Annotated in this window: 17 protein-coding genes; 2 read left to right on the top strand and 15 right to left on the bottom strand. The window is 51.4% G+C overall.

The window, feature by feature from the left end:
* Position 1: 1 nt before the first annotated feature.
* From LA337_00065 to LA337_00100, 8 genes are all read right to left on the bottom strand, one after another.
* The gene (locus LA337_00065; protein UBI16148.1) at positions 2-814 is read right to left on the bottom strand and encodes a shikimate 5-dehydrogenase; all 813 of its coding nucleotides are present in this window, start codon (positions 812-814) and stop codon (positions 2-4) included.
* A 1-nt stretch (position 815) separates the two neighbouring features.
* Positions 816-2,039, bottom strand: coding sequence for an L-sorbose 1-phosphate reductase (gene sorE / locus LA337_00070; GenBank protein UBI16149.1), 1,224 nt, complete (start codon positions 2,037-2,039; stop codon positions 816-818).
* A 68-nt stretch (positions 2,040-2,107) separates the two neighbouring features.
* A complete protein-coding gene (locus tag LA337_00075; protein UBI16150.1) occupies positions 2,108-2,932 on the bottom strand; it encodes a PTS system mannose/fructose/sorbose family transporter subunit IID in 825 nt (274 codons plus the stop codon).
* An 11-nt stretch (positions 2,933-2,943) separates the two neighbouring features.
* Positions 2,944-3,741 carry a PTS mannose/fructose/sorbose transporter subunit IIC gene (locus tag LA337_00080; protein ID UBI16151.1) on the bottom strand — a complete coding sequence of 266 codons (798 nt, stop codon included), beginning with the start codon at positions 3,739-3,741 and terminating at the stop codon, positions 2,944-2,946.
* A gap of 65 nt (positions 3,742-3,806) precedes the next feature.
* Positions 3,807-4,301, bottom strand: a complete 495-nt coding sequence (locus LA337_00085; protein ID UBI16152.1) for a mannose/fructose/sorbose PTS transporter subunit IIB — start codon at positions 4,299-4,301, stop codon at positions 3,807-3,809.
* A complete protein-coding gene (locus LA337_00090) occupies positions 4,301-4,708 on the bottom strand; it encodes a mannose/fructose/sorbose PTS transporter subunit IIA (protein ID UBI16153.1) in 408 nt (135 codons plus the stop codon). The genes LA337_00085 and LA337_00090 overlap by 1 nt, the downstream gene beginning before the upstream one ends.
* Positions 4,709-4,717: 9 nt before the next feature.
* On the bottom strand, positions 4,718-5,524 hold the full coding sequence (locus LA337_00095; protein UBI16154.1) for an SDR family oxidoreductase: 807 nt from the start codon (positions 5,522-5,524) through the stop codon (positions 4,718-4,720).
* Positions 5,525-5,594: 70 nt separating this feature from the next.
* Complete coding sequence (locus LA337_00100; GenBank protein UBI18363.1) at positions 5,595-6,542, bottom strand: sugar-binding transcriptional regulator; 948 nt, start codon at positions 6,540-6,542, stop codon at positions 5,595-5,597.
* A 475-nt stretch (positions 6,543-7,017) separates the two neighbouring features.
* Between LA337_00100 and rluF the strand changes: the two genes are divergently transcribed.
* A complete protein-coding gene (rluF, locus tag LA337_00105; GenBank protein UBI16155.1) occupies positions 7,018-7,893 on the top strand; it encodes a 23S rRNA pseudouridine(2604) synthase RluF in 876 nt (291 codons plus the stop codon).
* Here the strand turns inward: rluF and LA337_00110 are convergent.
* From LA337_00110 to rtcR, 7 genes are all read right to left on the bottom strand, one after another.
* Positions 7,890-8,162 (bottom strand): DUF3811 domain-containing protein, encoded by a 273-nt coding sequence (locus LA337_00110; protein UBI16156.1) that lies wholly within the window; start codon positions 8,160-8,162, stop codon positions 7,890-7,892. The genes rluF and LA337_00110 overlap by 4 nt on opposite strands.
* Before the next feature lie 73 nt (positions 8,163-8,235).
* Positions 8,236-8,994, bottom strand: coding sequence for a DeoR/GlpR family DNA-binding transcription regulator (locus LA337_00115; GenBank protein UBI16157.1), 759 nt, complete (start codon positions 8,992-8,994; stop codon positions 8,236-8,238).
* Positions 8,981-9,844 carry a Cof-type HAD-IIB family hydrolase gene (locus LA337_00120; protein ID UBI16158.1) on the bottom strand — a complete coding sequence of 288 codons (864 nt, stop codon included), beginning with the start codon at positions 9,842-9,844 and terminating at the stop codon, positions 8,981-8,983. The genes LA337_00115 and LA337_00120 overlap by 14 nt, the downstream gene beginning before the upstream one ends.
* A gap of 18 nt (positions 9,845-9,862) precedes the next feature.
* Positions 9,863-10,702: a histidine biosynthesis protein gene (locus LA337_00125; GenBank protein ID UBI16159.1), complete on the bottom strand. Its 840-nt coding sequence runs from the start codon at positions 10,700-10,702 to the stop codon at positions 9,863-9,865.
* A 27-nt stretch (positions 10,703-10,729) separates the two neighbouring features.
* Entirely contained in the window at positions 10,730-12,316 is a 1,587-nt protein-coding gene (locus LA337_00130) for a PTS sugar transporter (protein ID UBI16160.1), read from the bottom strand.
* A gap of 243 nt (positions 12,317-12,559) precedes the next feature.
* A complete protein-coding gene (gene panS, locus LA337_00135) occupies positions 12,560-13,498 on the bottom strand; it encodes a ketopantoate/pantoate/pantothenate transporter PanS (GenBank protein UBI16161.1) in 939 nt (312 codons plus the stop codon).
* Positions 13,499-13,608: 110 nt separating this feature from the next.
* Positions 13,609-15,189 (bottom strand): RNA repair transcriptional activator RtcR, encoded by a 1,581-nt coding sequence (gene rtcR, locus LA337_00140; protein UBI16162.1) that lies wholly within the window; start codon positions 15,187-15,189, stop codon positions 13,609-13,611.
* A gap of 451 nt (positions 15,190-15,640) precedes the next feature.
* On the opposite strand from rtcR, the gene LA337_00145 reads away from it, so the two are divergent.
* A complete protein-coding gene (locus LA337_00145) occupies positions 15,641-16,768 on the top strand; it encodes a slipin family protein (GenBank protein UBI16163.1) in 1,128 nt (375 codons plus the stop codon).
* The last annotated feature ends 3 nt before the right edge of the window (positions 16,769-16,771 follow it).

Raw genomic sequence — 16,771 nt, forward strand, 5'->3', positions numbered from 1 at the left:
TTTACCCCGCCCGCGCAAATTCTGCCGCTTCGGCGATTAGCGCGTCATCCGGGCGTACGCCGGTGTACATGGCGAACTGCTCCACGGCCTGTAAGGCAATCACCTCTGCACCGCTGATGGTCTTTTTACCTAATTGCTGTGCCAGTTTGATTACCGGTGTTTCCGGCGGCAGGGCGACGACGTCAAACACCACGCTGGCGGCAGCGACCATTGCTTCGCTGTAGGCCAGTTCATCGCTCTCTTTACCGCCAGCCATGCCGACGGGCGTCACGTTGACCAGAATATCGCAGGTAATCCCTTCCGGCTGAGGCTGCCACTGGAAACCGTACTGTTTTGCCAGCGCCGGGCCGCTCTCACGATTGCGGGCGGCGACGATAACATCGCGAAAACCGGCATCGAGAAACGCGGCGATAACCGCTTTACCCATTCCACCGCTGCCGCGGATCATGACGCGTGCGTGGGTATCAAGCTGGTGGCTGGCAATCAGGCTTTTTACCGCAATATAGTCGGTGTTAAATCCTGTCAGCTTACCGTTGTCATTGACGATGGTGTTGACGGAGTCAATGACTTTTGCGGAAGGATCGATGGCATCCAGAAACGGCATGCAGCTCTCTTTAAACGGCATCGAGACCGCGCAGCCGCGGATGCCTAGCGCGCGAACGCCTTTCACTGCGGCCTCAATATCCTGCGTAGTAAAAGCTTTGTAGATAAAATTTAACCCCAACTTTTCATACAGATAGTTGTGAAAACGTGTGCCGAAGTTGCCGGGGCGACCGGCAAGCGACATGCACAACTGGGTGTCGCGGTTAATCATGTTAAATTTCCTCGGCGTGAGACAATATGTACTGTTCAGCTTCCTGCGACCAAATCCCCTGATGGCGCTCCAGGATGTCACGCAGGGCTGAATCATCAATCTGGGTGAGCGCGGTTAACGGAAAGGCTTTGCCGGTGTAGACCAGTTTTTTCCCGCCACCGACTTTTGGCAGTTCCAGCGTTGTCTCACCAGCCGCATTCAGCCCCAGAATGTGCGTCACCACTTTTGCGGCCTGAACCTTCTTCTCTTCGATCAGTTTTACCGCCGTGCGCATATCGTCGGTATTGCCGCCAGATGTCCCAACATAATGGGTAAAGGCGTAGTGCACGTCGTAGAAGTTAATCGGCGCGCTAAACTGCTTATCCTGCGGACCCGCAAAGAAGTTCATGCAGCCATCGGCAGCCAGCAGGGAAGAGGCCAGCGTGACCAGCTCTTCGTTGGGTACAAATACAAAGATGTCGTCAAACCCATGGCCGCCGCTCAATGCCATCAATGTGTCATAAGCTGCATCCTGGGCGTGAAGGTAGTGGATCAACGTTTGTGGCTCTGACGGATAGTGCTTGCGGGCGTAGCTCAACTTGTCGTTATTGGTGTCGGTCACTACCAGCAGCGCCGGGTTAACCGGACCATGCAGCGCGTAGTCGATCGCCAGTAGTCCCATTGGCCCAGTGCCGCCGAGGATTAACGTACGCCCCTGCGGACGAATGCCCATCTTATGGTTATAAGTGCCTTCCTGCAGGTGATAGTTGGCGTTGAATGCGCCAATCACGCAGGACAGTGGCTCAACCAATGAACCTTCAAAATAGGTTTCGCCTTCGTAAGCCAACAAGCAGTCCTGCTCCATGACTTCATCAGGAATGATGACGTGCGTGGCTTCACCGCCCACCCATGGGAAGGAGTAGCCGGGACAGTCCGGGCGATCCGGCAGTTGCAGGTTAGCCTGAATGACATAGCGTTGGCCGGGCTGAAACTTGTGCTGCCATTTTTTCCCCACGGCAATAATATCGCCGCAGAACTCGTGGCCGATGATGATTGGGTTGGTGGCCACATCATCTGGCACCTTTTTGTGGTTCTCACCCTGATTAGCCTCTTTCCAGGAAGAAAGGCAAAGGCTGTCGGTTACGACGGAAGCAAGAATTTCATCATCCTGCATTTCAGGAAGATCGAAGGTTTCCAGGCGCAGATCGCGTTTACCATAAAGGCGTAAAGCTGTTGTTGTTTGCATTGTTACCACCTCTTCCTCTTTCGAGGACAATTTGTTGAAGTAGCCCCAGCATCGCCGGGGCGGAAAAATCAGGACAGGAAGCCCAGCGCGTTACCGATAATCCCCAGCGCAAACAAGGCGAAGATCAGCCACACCGGATTAATTTTCTTGTTGAGTAGCCGCACCATCAGCAGCGTCAGACCCAGCGCCAGCAGGCCGGGGCAGAGTTGGTCGAGAATGTTCTGCACGGTCATGGTGACGGTGGTACCGTCTGTGCCAGGCGTTTGTGATACCACCAGTGGTACGTTGATGCTGGTCCATTTGGTGACCAACACCCCCATGACAAACAGGCCAAGAATTGATGCGCCTTCGGTCAACTTTTGCAGCAGGTTGCCGCCCATGTCGCTGACGATGTTGACCCCTTTACGAAAGCCAAGCTGTAAGCCGTACCACTTCATTGCCAGACGTACTGCATTGAAAATAAAGAAGAACAATAGCGGGCCGAGAATGTTACCGGACAGTGCCAGCGATGCGCCGAGCGCGGCGGTAATCGGGCGCAGTGTTCCCCATACCAGCGGATCGCCGACGCCGGCCAGCGGACCCATCAGGCCAACTTTGATGCCATTGATTGCACCATCGTCAATTTCCGCGCCGTTGGCGCGAGCTTCTTCCATCGCGGCGGTCACGCCAATTACCGGGCCGCAAACGGCAGGTGTGGTATTGAAGAACACCAGGTGCCGTTTGAGTGCCGCAACCTGGTCCTCTTTCAGTGGATACAGGCGCTTGATGGCAGGGATCATGTCGTAGCAAAAGCCCAGCCCATGAATGCGTTCAAAGTTGAATGATGCCTGTTGCAGGTTGGAGCGAACAAACATGCTAAACAGGTCGGATTTGGTCAGTTTTTTCTGTTCCATGGCTGGCTCCATTAGTCATCAAGCTGGTCGAGAGCTTGGGAAGAGGCGGGTTGCGCCTGCGGTTCGGCTTTACGCCACTGTGGGTTTAACTGGATGTAGACCAGCGCGATGATCACGCCCACGCCACCGAAAGCCAGCAGACTCAAATCGAGATACCCTCCGGCAATAAATCCAAGGAAGAAGAAGGGCATCAGGTACTTCACGCCCATCATGCGCAGCACCATGGCGTAACCGACCACCACGATAAAGCCACCGGCAATCTGCAATCCGCGGGTGACGAATTCCGGAATGGCGTTGAGCATGCTGCTGACCATATCCGCGCTGACAAACAGCGAGACGATTAATGCAGGAATGGCAACGCGCAGCGCCTGTACGCCGAGAGCGGAAACGTGCAGCATGTCGATGGTGCGAAAGCGGGCGTCTTCGGCTGCTTTATCCGCCGCGTGCTGGAATACCACGGTAATGGTACGGGCGAATACCGTCAGTACCTGGCCTGCCGCCGCGACGGGCAGGGCGATGGCGATACCGGTAGCAATGCTTTGCTGACCGACGATAACCAGAATGGCGGAGATAATACTGGCGAGCGCTGAATCGGGAGACTGCGCTGCGCCGACGTTCATCCAACCCAGAGCGATTAACTCCAGCGTGCCGCCGAGCATAATCCCGGTTTTTAAATCACCGAGGATCAGGCCGATAACGGTACAAGCAATAAGCGGACGGTGGGTCTGGAACTCATCCAACACGCTGCCCATTCCGGCAATACAGGAAAATATAAATATGGCGATAATTTGTAGGGTACTTATTTCCATAATATGTCACCTTGTGAATGTGATCATCCCTGCCTGTTAAAGCATAAATACACAGGCATTTTTATTTATTCAGCGAGCGATTGTTCTTTTATTTTTTCAAGGATATTAACTGATGGATCCGATGCGACGACGCGTAAATCCAGCGTAACCCCCAATTTATCTAACTCACGAAAAGCTTTGATATCGTCATCATCTAAAGAGACCGCTTTGGTTAATTGTTTTTTACCCGGTCGCCAGGCCATGCCGCCAATATTTAACGTGGCGATTTTTACCCCTTGTTTTACCATTGCTAAAGCATCCTGCGGGCAGGTAAACAGATAAAAAACGGTTTCGCTCTGATATTGCGGGTTATGGTAAACAGCGACTGCTTTTTCGAGATTAACGACGTTAACCTTCATTCCGGGCGGGGCGGCCTGACGTAATAATGTGCGACGTACTTCATCGTTATAAACGTCGTCATTGCAGATAATAATTCGTTGGGCATTCGCCACCTTTGACCAGACGGTGGTGACCTGACCGTGAATCAAACGGTCATCAATACGAGCAAGGGTAATGTTCATCAGAAATCCTCTTCGGTCGTTTCCAGATGTTGCCAGACGACACAGGTTTGTTGAGCAATGGTCGTCAGGTGTTCACACAGTTCATCCACATTCATACTGCTTTGGTTATCAACCAGTTCCAGCGCCAATGGCAGCGACAACCCGCTAATAACCCGAATAGCGGGATTTTGCATTGCCAGCGTAGCGGCAGCATTCCAGGGACTGCCACACTGCAGATCGACGGCAATCAGCCATTCATCGCCAGTGTGAACGCTTACTAACTTTTTCAGTTTTTCCACGATGTTGCTGGCGTTCTCCCCAGGGACAAATGCCACCGCTTCGACGTTGGCATCGCCGTAGACCATCTGTACCGATTCCAGCATGGCGCAGGCCAGATTGCCGTGAGCGCAGAAGATTGCATTGACCATAAAACCTCCTTAGCCGCGCGTTTTTCCGCCCGCAATGTTAGTGGTTACTCCGGTGATATAACTGGCGCGCTCTGAGAGGAGATAACAAACAAAATCAGCGACTTCGCTTAAACGCCCTGAGCGACCAATCGGGATCGCGTTCCTGGTATAACCCTCACGCAGCTGTTCGACGGTGATGTTGCGGGTCCAGGCCAGCGCTTCTTCATATTCGGGGGTGCGCAAACCGGTTTTTTCCAGAATGCCAGGTGCAATGCCAACCACTCGAATGCCGTGTTTGCCCAACTCTTTCGACCAGGAACGGGTAAAGCTATTCAACGCGGCTTTAGTGGCGGCATAGCAGCTTTGGCCCTCTGAGCCTTCCAGTCCGCTTTCTGAAGAGACATTCACAATCACGCCGTTATGCTGTTTTACCATTTGGCGTGCCGCCGCTTGCGACATTAAGAACACACCTTTCTGGTTGATATTAACCATTTTTTCAAAAGCAGCTTCGTTCAGTTCGTATTGCCCGGCGGGTGCTTTTTCATCGACCAGTAGCCGCGGGAAGTTAACGCCAGCATTATTTACCAGTCCATCAATACGTCCGTAGCGTTGGATAATTTCAGCAACAGTATGATTAACCTCTTTAGCGCTGGAAATATCCGTTGGCCAGAAATGATATCCGCTATGGTTTTCATATTTACCTTCGCCACTATTAATATCTGCCATTTGCACATTTGCGCCTTGCGCTAATAACTCCTCGACAATGGCCAGACCAATTCCGGATGCACCACCGGTAACAATAATGACTTTGTCTTGCAGATTTAACCACGTTTGCATAATAAACTCCCAGTTTCAGATAAGGGGATCCCACATAAAATTAATTATGGCAGGATCAATTCAAATATATTTACTTCAACAATAATTCAGCGGTATGGCTGTTGGTGACTAAACAGTTAATATAATTCCCACGTAATGCGCCTAATATCCCAGTGTATTTTTCTTCACCCATTGCAATGCCAATGGAGTAACGCGCCTGTTTTAATTTATTGGTTTCGATGGAGAGCGTCTTTTCACTCATCCTGGTCTCTACGGTTACACCGTTGATATCGTAAAAGCGCGAGCAAATGTCTCCGGCCACATGGCGGGCATGCAGGTCATCACTCTCTTCACTGCCGTAAAAAGCGTGCCAGTTGGCACCATCGCGTATTGCCGGAGACCCAATTCCGACCAGCGCGACGTCCAGATTATCCCAGTAGGCGGAAATCGATTTAAAGTGCCGGGACTGCATAATACCGTTACGGATCAGCGAGTTTTCCAACAGCGCCGGGAAATCGGCCAGGTGCGATTCCCCCTTGAGCTTTGCCGCGGCGCCGTAGGTCAGCGTATTGACGTGGTAGCGGCTTTCAAGTTTGCCGGACGGTCCGCCGATAATCGGCACACAGATAAGCTGGCGTGACTGGTTGGCCGGGGATAATCCTTCAACCAATCCCCGTACCGCGCGACCCCATGAAAAACCAATAATGTCGCCGGGCTCCAGTAAGCGTTCCAGTAACTGTGCGCCATGCACGCCCATCATATTAAGTTGTTCATCTTCCTGTTCGCTGTCGCAGGAGACTACGACCGCTTCTTTCAGGCCAAATTTTTGTTTTAGCTGCTGTTCCAGCCACAGATTTTCGTTGTAGTCGTAATTAATGGCGATGGTGACGATACCCTGCTCGCGGCCACGTTTTAGTAACCGACTGATCGTGGTGCGGTAAATCCCCAGCTCGCGGGCGATTTGCGCTTGTGTCATATCCTGCTCGTAATAAAGCTGCGCGATTTTTACGATCAGGCGGATATCATCGCTGTTTTCCATCGCCATTTTGGGACTCCTGCACATTTGTGCAAATCACGAAATTGCCTTCTTGATCTGATATAACCCCATCTGTTTCACATCTCAAAGCTATTTTCACTTATTTCAGCGTCAATAACTGACCGATTGTGCTGCACATTTGATGTGGTGATTGCGCGTCTTTGGCACATATGTGCTTGTTGCTCTAATATCTTGATTCTGCTTGTTTTCATTCAACAAAATTGCAGATATGGATCACTGACACTTTTGTGTCAAAAGGCGGGGCGGATCACAAATAGCGCTCGGGCATTCGAACACGATTATTTTTTATCGCCCACAAGGTAGGGTATATTTCGCTTTTAATACACAAAGTCATTCAAGTTGTACCAAGGCGGCAAGGTAGCGAATCCCTGGGAGCATAGATTGCTATGCGACCTGGGTGAGTGAGGGCAGCCAACGCAGAGACAGCTTGAAGGATGAAGTGTATACAGGAGAAACTATGCTGCCCGACTCATCTATCCGATTAAACAAATACATCAGTGAAAGCGGAATCTGCTCGCGTCGCGAGGCGGATCGCTTTATCGAACAAGGGAATGTCTTCCTGAATGGCAAACGCGCCACCATTGGCGATCAGGTGATGCCTGGCGACGTCGTAAAAGTAAATGGTCGGTTGATTGAGCCGCGTGAAGCGGAAGATCTGGTTTTTATCGCGCTGAATAAGCCGGTAGGGATTGTCAGCACCACCGAAGACAGCGAGCGCGACAACATTGTTGATTTCGTCAATCACAGCAAGCGCGTGTTCCCAATCGGTCGTCTGGACAAAGATTCTCAGGGACTTATCTTTCTGACCAACCACGGCGACCTGGTGAATAAAATCCTGCGTGCCGGTAACGATCACGAAAAAGAGTATCTGGTGACGGTAGATAAGCCGGTCACTGATGATTTTATCCGTGGGATGGGGGCCGGTGTGCCAATCCTCGGCACCGTCACCAAAAAATGTAAGGTGAAGAAAGAAGCGCCGTTTGTGTTTCGCATTACGCTGATTCAGGGGCTGAACCGTCAGATCCGTCGTATGTGCGAACACTTTGGCTATGAAGTTACCAAACTTGAGCGTACGCGTATCATGAACGTTGGTTTGTCCGGTCTGCCGCTGGGTGAATGGCGCGACCTGACGGATGACGAACTGATCGATCTGTTCAAGCTGATTGAGAACTCGTCCTCAGAAGCCAAACCGAAGGCGAAAGCGAAGCCCAAAACCGCAGGCATTAAGCGCCCGGTAGTGAAAATCGAAAAATCGGCGGAGAAAGAGAAATCGCGCCCGGCGGCAAACGGTAAGCGTTTTACCTCGCCGGGGCGTAAGAAGAAAGGGCGTTAACGTCTGCCGCGCGTTGGCGTATTTGCTGACCAGGAAAACGATGCTTCCGCATCCGGTTTATAAGCCTGCTTTTTCTTCAACTGGCGGGCTTTTTTCGCTTCCGCTTCGCGCAAGGCCATCAGTTTATCGATGTACTCTTTCTTGATGCTGTTGGTTTCTGCGTTGGTCAGCAGGCGACCATGCGCAATGCGCGCGCGGTCGAGCAGCGTTTTCAGTTCACGCTGTTCGCGCTCGGTCATCTCTTTTTGGGTAATGCGGGGGAGTGCCATAGGGGTGCCCTCTGTTAGCCGATATCCTCAGTGTACGGTAATCCAGAACCTGCTGATAGCGTCATGTATTGTATTATTCAGCAATACGTAATTTTCCGGCAAAGTCCTGCTGTGTATAGCACGTTGTTCTGAATCGCTTGTCTGTGATGATGTTATCGATCTCTTTTAATGTGGCGATACACATCACACCGTCCTGGCCAAATTTTGTATGGTCGGCAAGAATTACCGACTTTTTACTCATAGCAATCATTGATTTGGCAACATAGGCTTCATCGAAGCTTTTCACCAGCACACCATGTTGAGGTGAAATACCACCCGCGCCGATGAAGCAGATATCTGCGTGAATAGTGTTTATTTGCTGACAAACGGAGACGCCGAGATTGGCGCGGAAATGGTAGTCATATTCACCACCTAATACATAAACGCGCGCTTTGAGATTATGTTCTTTGATTTTATCGGCAATCAAGGCTGAATTAGTAATAACGGAATAGGCCAGAGGAGGTAATTGTTCGGCCAGAATAAGATTGGTTGTGCAGGAATCAATGAATAGAGTGTCGTGCTCGCTGACCATCCCGGCGGCAAGTTTACCAATTGCCATTTTTTCTTCGCGGTGTATATCAATCCGCGCGCCAAATTCATCTTCCTGAACAACCTGCTTCTTGACGGCTCCACCGTGAATCTTGGTAATTTGCCCTTCAGACTCCAGGATGGAGAGATCGCGGCGAATGGTCTCTGATGTGACTTTTAGCGTTTCCGATAATTTGATAACCGTCACTTCACCGAATTTATTTAATTCATCGAGGATATGTTTTCTTCTTTTAATCGGGTTCATTATTTTCCGCCAACGTCGTGCTTTGGCGCATGGTAACTGGATGTGCAGAGCAACGCAACCACTCCAACGCACAGACAATACCCTCATCATCATTAGAGGCCGTCACATAGCTGGCTTGTTGTTTTACTGCCTCTGGCGCATTCCCCATTGCAATACCAATGCCGGCGGCGGAAAACATACTGATATCGTTTTGCTGGTCGCCAATCGCCGCAACCTTTTCTGCTGTTATATTTAACTGGCGCATTAACATGCTAATAGCATAACCTTTATTTATTTCGCTACGTTGGATATCAATGTAATTCTCCCCAGTGATAGTCGCTGTATAGCCATAAGGTAATTTATTATTCACTTCTGCAAACAGTGTGTTTATTTTTAACTGCTCAGTAACGAGTGTGATTTTATAAATATCATGCCGGTTTAAAATATTTCCAGGTGCTGCCGAAATAAGTGGTAATTCAAATAAACGGGCTTCATAAGTTGTCCATGGCGCTACCTGTTGGTCGCAACGATGATAAATAGCATCGGCGCTAAAAAAGTGATGAGGACAGAGGGAAAGCGCAATATGTCTGTCAATATCCCGAAGATTCATACAAGAGAGCGCTGCAGTATGGATATTGCGCTGCTGCGCCATCTCGAGAATCTGACCTCCGTTGAAGCCTGCGCACCAACCAAACAGTGCATCAACCTGCTGCTGCTGTAGCAGGCGCATCATAGAGGAGACCGGTCTGGCAGAACAAGCGGCCAGCAGGCCACCGCGCTGGTGGAAATCAATGAGTGCCTGACGTGTGCGTGGACTGATTGTCTTTTGCGAAGTCAGTAGTGTTCCATCCAGATCGGTGACCAGTAACATGCTTCTTTTCCCTTAATATCAATGCGCAATAAACGGTGTGACAGCCTCTTTGGCGGCGTTGCAGACCATATTGTCGATTGCCGTACCGACGACCAGAATATTGACCCCGGTATCCTTAAACGCTTTGGCATTGGCGAGGTTAATTCCGCCTTCCGCCAGCGTCGGCACGCTTACCGCGCCGACCAGTGCCCACAGGCGATCTTTAATGGCTTGCGGAATATCACCTGCGGCTACGCCTTCGTAGCTCATACCGGTCATTAAACCAATCATGTCGACGCCAATTTCCTGCATCCGTTTTGCTACGCTGGCGACCTCTTCCGGAGTGCGCGCAGGAATACCGAAGGTATGCAGGTCATCCGGGTGACCAATATAAGCATCAACGGTCAGGCCATACTGATGGGCGAGATTAACGATGTCCTGTAGATCGTCCCAGTCGGATTTATGGGTGTGTAAGCCATCGGCACCAGCACGAGCAATCTCCAGTATCTCTGTTTCCGTGAGCGGGACTGGTAACGTTTCGGTAAAGCCACCTGCGATACCGACGGTAATGAAGATATCGTCAGGGACCACATTACGTACGCCATGTACTGCTTCGGCCATCTGGCTGTTAGTAATTTCGTGGCGGATTTGTTCCGCCGCGTGCATGTTGCTCACCCCCTTATGCCCACGCGCTAATGCCAGTGCGGGATGGTTCGGTTCGAGCAGCTTAACGCCCGCCTCACATACTGCTTTTGCCAGACGCGCATCGTCGCCAGTTATCCCTGTGCTGAGGATGGTTTGCCCGCCGTGCAGCGTGATGGCATCTTTCACTTTCTGTAACGCTTTAGCGCGTTTTTTATTCATATCGCCTTTAAACATGGTGTACCTCTGGTGTTGGTGCATTAATTAATGGGCTGACGCGGTAGATTCTTTCTGTGCGACAGCCTTAAAACGGTTGGCAATAATGGTGGAAATACAGGTCAGGCCCATGACGGTAACCATCACAATCGCCATTTGCAGCGCATTGCTGGATAAGAACGGAGAGGCAAATGCAGGGACATAAGCCACGCCTTTGACGTTAAAGAAACCCAGCATCATGCCGCCCAGACCGGCCCAAACGATCGCTGAACCAAAGACAATTTTGTTGGCAAACATGAACGGATAGGCCGATTCAACGAAGGTCCCAAAGCCGAGGTTGATAAGCAGGCCGGGCGTCGCGACGGCTGCTTCGCTTTTTTCTCGTGGTGCGATGACGTTAGCCAGGTTGATACCTGCAGCAACCATCACCAGGCCCACCATATCGACAGCACCGAGGAAGCTGACGCCGGATTTTTCCATTTCCAGAAGCACCAGCGGCAGAATGACTGCGTGATAGACTCCCCCCAGAATAGCTGGCCAGATAACCAACCCAGCCAGCAGGCCGGCAAGAATAGGGCTGAAGGCCAGTGTGCTTTCGATAGCCAGTTTGATGTAATTACCTGCTGACAGCGCCAGCGGACTCAGCAGATAGTGCATGATTAACCCAGCGGCCAGGCCCGAGATCCCACCCGCTACAATGTTGACGGTGGTCATCGGAAAGCGCCAATTCAGGCATAATTCAAACAGCCAACGAACGAAAATCCCGGCCATCAAACCACCGATGATCCCTCCAATCAGACCGCCTTCTACGGAAAGTACTCCGGCGACCACCCCAGCAACAATTGAGACTTCATCCAGTTCCGAAATCTGTTTTGCTGCGAGAACCGCAACTAAAACCGGCAGGCCCTTCAGTAGAATTTCAAAGATATCGTTGAGTTTTTCCAGGCCCGGAATGTGACTGAGTGCGAGCACGATTGCCATGGCGATAAAGCCCGGCAGCGCAGGGATCATAATGCTGCGAATATTGAAGCGCTTAAGCAGGCTTTTTCCAGAACCGCCCTGTGAAGGAGAAGCGCTGCCCAACTGTGGTTTATATTTAACGCCCCAGTGCTTACACAGTGATGCGATGAAGGAGACTGCGCGGGTTCGGCTGGTGGTTCCCGTCGTGCCCGAGGTTGCGACGACATTTGCCCCTTTTGCCGCCACTAGCGCCATTGAGGTTCCGCCGGTGCCAACAATCGGTGTTTTCATCTCAACAGCGGCGGCAAAGACAGCCTGGTTGGCCTTCACCGGATCGGCGCTCATCACGATGATCCCGTCGATCTCACCGTTACGGATCATCTCAGCAATCCTGAAATCGCTCTCAACTACCGAGTCGTTCACTTCTGAAAGTTTGCCCTGAAATATCCTTTGTGGTTTTTGTTGGTTTTCTGTGGTTAGTGCAAATACAGACGCTGGCGTGTGAGGTTTGGCAGCGTCCATTGAGGCCTCTGCCGCAATGAACTGCACAGCGGCAACTTCCACACCTGCGGCTTCGCACTGCTGGTAAATTTCCTGGAGTAGCTTTTCGGGTTCAGCACCACCCAGGTTGTAGAGGTTGCCTCCACTGCTTCCAATAATCGCAATTTTTTTCATAGCGGCCTCGAAGATAGGGTAAGGGTTTATCTGTGTTGTAGTGGAATCATATTCCCAATTAAAACAAACCAAATCAACATGCATAAAATGATTAAATTGGGGTTTTAAACAAGTTTATTCGTATATTTGATTGAAATATAACAATTAAATAATTATTTTGTTTTGTGTTGATATTTGTTGTTTTGTGATGGGGTTCAAATGCAGGAAGGGAGAAATGGAGGATGCCTCCTCCATTTATGAAGATTAGTGTTGTTTTACTGCGTGTGGTTTCTCTTCAATCGGCTTGCCGGACCAGTAGCCTGCCAGCAGCGAACCGGAAAGGTTATGCCAGACGGAGAACAACGCGCCGGGCAGGGCGGCAAGCGGGCCAAAGTAGATCTTGCCCAGCGCAGCGGCAAGTCCTGAATTCTGCATGCCCACTTCGATAGCCAACGTCCGGCAGGTTGACTCGTCGAAACCAAACAGTTTTCCGCCCCAGTAGCCGCCGAGCAGGCCAATGGTGTTATGCAGGATTACGGCGATAATCACCACAAAGCCGACCGACGCAATGTGCGAGGCAGAACCCGCCACGACGGCGCTGATGATTGCCAGAATGCACACCATAGAAAATGCGGGCAGATAGGGTTCCACGGCTTTTACGACGCGTGGGAACAGGTGGTGAATGACCAATCCCAACGCAATCGGAATGACCACGATCTGCAGGATACTCAGCAACATACCCATCACATCGACCTGGATATGCGCGTCGACATACAGCCGTGTCAGCAGCGGTGTGGCGACAACGCCGACCAGCGTTGAAACCGATGAAATAGTCACAGAGAGTGCCACATCGCCTTTTGCCAGATAGATCATGACGTTTGATGCTGTTCCGCTGGCGACGCTACCGACCAGCACCATCCCTGCGGATAATTCCGGCGGCATATTAAATGCCAGCGCTAAAATCCATGCGGCGAGCGGCATCACCAGATAGTGCAGGAAAATACCCGCCGCGACGGGGGCTGGACGTGAGAGTACGCGTTTAAAGTCGTCCACCTTCAGGTGAACGCCCATGCCGAACATGATCAGCATCAGTAACGACGGCACGAATGGCCCGACAGGCGTAAAGGTGGTGGGCGTGTAATACGCAATCACAGAGAGCAGCAGCGCCCATAACGGGAACAGCCGCGTGAGAGTAGCGAGCATGTTATATTCCTTGCGATTGAAATGTGTTGTGTTGTTATAAAAAGCCGGGTTCGAGCCCGGCTATAGTTATTGTTTATCGCGTGATGAAATATTATTCAAACAAATTATGTTTATGTTCCGCTGCGAACGTTTTCCCAGCTCAGTCCGAAGCGGGCGAGATATTTGCGCAGGCGGTCTGCATCGTTAGGATTGGCTTTCTTTTGCCGTGAGACGGCAAACAGTTCGCGCCCCGCCTCCGACAGCGACGCGCTGCGGCGGCACACTTCCAACACCGTTTCTAACTGGCGGCGATCGAACAGGTCTATGTCCATGTTCAGTTCAGGTTGCGAAGCGACAATCTGCCAACTCTCCTTTAACAGCGCAATTTCTTCTTCGACAAGGGATAAGGTGATGCGCCCCTGTTCGGCAAGTGTCGCCATTCGCGCGATGGATGAACTTAGCTCGCGAAAATTGCCGCGCCACTGCGCCTGTGGGGAACAGGCAAATGCCAGATAACAAACGCGAGCCTCTTTGTCGAAACGGATCTGCATCTGTTTACGGCTGGAAAAACGGTGTAGCTCATACTCGATGTTCGGGGCGATATCTTCCCGCCGCTGCGCCAGACCGGGCAGGGCGAAGCTCCACATATTGATACGTGCATAGAGATCTTCGCGAAAACGGCCTTCAGCGACCCATTGCTGCATGTCGCGATGGGTTCCGGCTATCAGTTGAAAATCGCTGTGTACTTCTTTGTCCGATCCAAACGGGAAAAAGGTTTTTTCCTCTATCGCTTTTAGCAGCATGGCCTGCTCGTCCAGCCCTAACTCGGCTATCTCATCAAGGAACAGCACGCCGCCATCCGCTTCACGCAGCAGTCCGCTGCGCGCCGTGAGTGCGCCGGTAAACGCCCCTTTCACGTGACCGAACAACGTAGACATCGCATTGTCGCCACGCAGGGTTGCGCAGTTGACGGCGACCAGTTTCCCTGCCACCAGATGCCTCGACTGGCGTAGCTGAAAAATACGTTTCGCCAGGAAGGATTTACCCGCACCGGTGGGGCCGGTGAGCAGGATCGGGTCGGTCGAACGTAATGCTACACGCTCAATGCGATCGATCAGTTTATTGAAGGTGGCGTTGCGCGTATCAATCCCGTCCTTCAGAAAGGAGACAGACTGCTGCTGTTCGCGCTGAAAACGACTGGTGAGCGTGGCATAGCGGCTTAAATCGAGATCGATAACCGAGCAGACGCCAGCGGCGACGGCTTCGTCCGATGAACCGGCTGGTGCCGGGCTGGTTTGTAGCAGGCTGGCGGGCAGGTAGCGGGCTTCCGTCAGCAGAAACCAGCAGATCTGCGCGACGTGCGTCCCGGTGGTGATGTGCACCAGATACTCTTCATTATCCGTATCAAAGCAGTAGTGGGTGGCGAAGTCGAGGAAAGCGGCGTAGACCTCTTCAAAATCCCAGGGGTCGTTAATAGTCACGGCATGTGGGCGTACTTCGGTGTCAGGTGAGAGCAGCGCGACGTCTTCAATCAACCTTTGCGCCATGCTCTCATCGCGTGGCTGGTGCAGCAGTTCCAGTCTGTCGACAGGGAGATCAGGCTGTTGGCACAATCCAACCGTGGGTCGCCACTTTTTAAATCGATTAGCGCGTTTACCGCGCTTGTCCAGCACCGTACCCAGTACGCCAATTACAACCCGCCGCTTTTTCATGGTTTATCCAAAAAGATAAATGTCGATATAAAAAGATAAGAAAATATCTTCGCCACGGCAATCTTTAATCTAAGTGCGTAAAATAAAATGATTGTTAATCAATGAGTTAAAAATTTAATTCACGTATTTTTCTTTTTGGCACGCTTCTGGCAATAACTCTTACGTCAATCACGCTGAAAACGCAGGGGGTTAAACCTCGCCGGCACGTCAGGAACGGTACAGGCTGTTTTCCAGAAGTGTTCCGTCAGCCGATGACACACAGTGGGTTCGATTCCCAATTTCATCCTCCGAATGAAAACTGGTTGTTAATCATAGAAATAAAACGGAGCGATGCGCAGTTAGCACGCTCCAGAACAGGCTGCCGGTAAAGATGCCGTGCGACAGGCAAAAGGGAATTCCCCTGCCGCTTCGCCCCTGCACCCGCACCTGAACGACATAAAGGAATAATAAAATGGCTAAGAAAATCACGATACAAAAAGGGCAGTTAGGTCTTTTATCCCGCGAGGGCGATTACTATCAGACGCTGGAGTCTGGGCAGCACCGTTTGCCGTGGTTTAACGCCCCTGAAGTGCTGATCGTTAATAGGGATGGTAGCGAGGTACCGCAAGCGCTGGCGGAGTATTTGCGTCGTTTCCAGCCTGCATGGGTAGAGCGTTACTGCCTGGTTGTTGATACGACGGATACCGAAGCCGGAGCGTTGTATGTCAACGGTGTTTTACAGGAGATCTGCCCACCTGCCACGCGCCGTCTGTACTGGCGTGCAGAGGAAGCGCTGACGCTGGTGCGCATGGATACTCGTCAGGTTTTGGTACCGGTTGAGGTGATGAATGCGGTATTACAGCCACGACGTAACGGTACGGTGAAAGGTCGTGAAGCCATCTTAACGGTGCAAGTTCCTGCGTGGCACGTTGGTGTGCTGAAAATTGATGGCGAAACCCAGGCGCTGTTACCGCCGGGTTTGACCGCATACTGGAAGATAAACCATCTGATTGAAGTTGAAGTTGTTGATACCCGTTTACAGGTGCTGGAGGTCGGCGGGCAAGAGATCCTGACCAAAGATAAGGTCAATCTGCGATTAAATCTGGCCGCAAACTGGCGTTATAGCGATGTGTTGCAGGCTTTTGGTCAACTGACCAAACCGCTGGACCACCTTTACCGCGAGTTACAGTTTGCGCTGCGTGAAGCGGTGGGAACGCGCACGCTGGACGAACTGCTGGAAGATAAGCAGGTGATCGATGAGGTGGTGAGCGCACAGGTGAAAGCCCGAATGACGCCGTTTGGTATTGAGGTGGCTTCGCTCGGCGTGAAAGATATTGTCCTGCCGGGAGATATGAAAGCTATTTTGTCCCAACTAGTTGAAGCTGAGAAATCCGCTCAGGCCAACGTTATCCGCCGTCGTGAAGAGACTGCCGCGACGCGATCGCTGTTGAATACTGCGAAAGTAATGGAAAACAACCCGGTGGCGTTGCGCTTAAAAGAGCTGGAAACCCTCGAAAGAGTCGCTGAACGTATCGATAAAATCTCGGTGTTTGGTGGCCTCGACCAGGTACTGCACGGCCTTGTGAACATAAAAGGATAAGAA

This window comes from Citrobacter europaeus, from assembly GCA_020099315.1.
Lineage (GTDB): Bacteria > Pseudomonadota > Gammaproteobacteria > Enterobacterales > Enterobacteriaceae > Citrobacter > Citrobacter europaeus.

Excerpts from the sequence above, each read along its gene's own strand:
- LA337_00090 (UBI16153.1), bottom strand. The coding sequence starts at position 4,708 with ATGGTCAATGCAATCTTCTGCGCTCACGGCAATCTGGCCTGCGCCATG.
- LA337_00100 (UBI18363.1), bottom strand. The coding sequence starts at position 6,542 with ATGGAAAACAGCGATGATATCCGCCTGATCGTAAAAATCGCGCAGCTT.
- LA337_00085 (UBI16152.1), bottom strand. The coding sequence starts at position 4,301 with ATGAACATTACCCTTGCTCGTATTGATGACCGTTTGATTCACGGTCAG.
- rtcR (UBI16162.1), bottom strand. The coding sequence starts at position 15,189 with ATGAAAAAGCGGCGGGTTGTAATTGGCGTACTGGGTACGGTGCTGGAC.
- LA337_00145 (UBI16163.1), top strand. The coding sequence starts at position 15,641 with ATGGCTAAGAAAATCACGATACAAAAAGGGCAGTTAGGTCTTTTATCC.
- LA337_00115 (UBI16157.1), bottom strand. The coding sequence starts at position 8,994 with ATGAACCCGATTAAAAGAAGAAAACATATCCTCGATGAATTAAATAAA.
- rluF (UBI16155.1), top strand. The coding sequence starts at position 7,018 with ATGCTGCCCGACTCATCTATCCGATTAAACAAATACATCAGTGAAAGC.
- LA337_00120 (UBI16158.1), bottom strand. The coding sequence starts at position 9,844 with ATGTTACTGGTCACCGATCTGGATGGAACACTACTGACTTCGCAAAAG.
- LA337_00130 (UBI16160.1), bottom strand. The coding sequence starts at position 12,316 with ATGAAAAAAATTGCGATTATTGGAAGCAGTGGAGGCAACCTCTACAAC.
- LA337_00125 (UBI16159.1), bottom strand. The coding sequence starts at position 10,702 with ATGTTTAAAGGCGATATGAATAAAAAACGCGCTAAAGCGTTACAGAAA.
- LA337_00065 (UBI16148.1), bottom strand. The coding sequence starts at position 814 with ATGATTAACCGCGACACCCAGTTGTGCATGTCGCTTGCCGGTCGCCCC.
- LA337_00110 (UBI16156.1), bottom strand. The coding sequence starts at position 8,162 with ATGGCACTCCCCCGCATTACCCAAAAAGAGATGACCGAGCGCGAACAG.
- sorE (UBI16149.1), bottom strand. The coding sequence starts at position 2,039 with ATGCAAACAACAACAGCTTTACGCCTTTATGGTAAACGCGATCTGCGC.
- LA337_00095 (UBI16154.1), bottom strand. The coding sequence starts at position 5,524 with ATGCAAACGTGGTTAAATCTGCAAGACAAAGTCATTATTGTTACCGGT.
- LA337_00075 (UBI16150.1), bottom strand. The coding sequence starts at position 2,932 with ATGGAACAGAAAAAACTGACCAAATCCGACCTGTTTAGCATGTTTGTT.
- LA337_00080 (UBI16151.1), bottom strand. The coding sequence starts at position 3,741 with ATGGAAATAAGTACCCTACAAATTATCGCCATATTTATATTTTCCTGT.
- panS (UBI16161.1), bottom strand. The coding sequence starts at position 13,498 with ATGCTCGCTACTCTCACGCGGCTGTTCCCGTTATGGGCGCTGCTGCTC.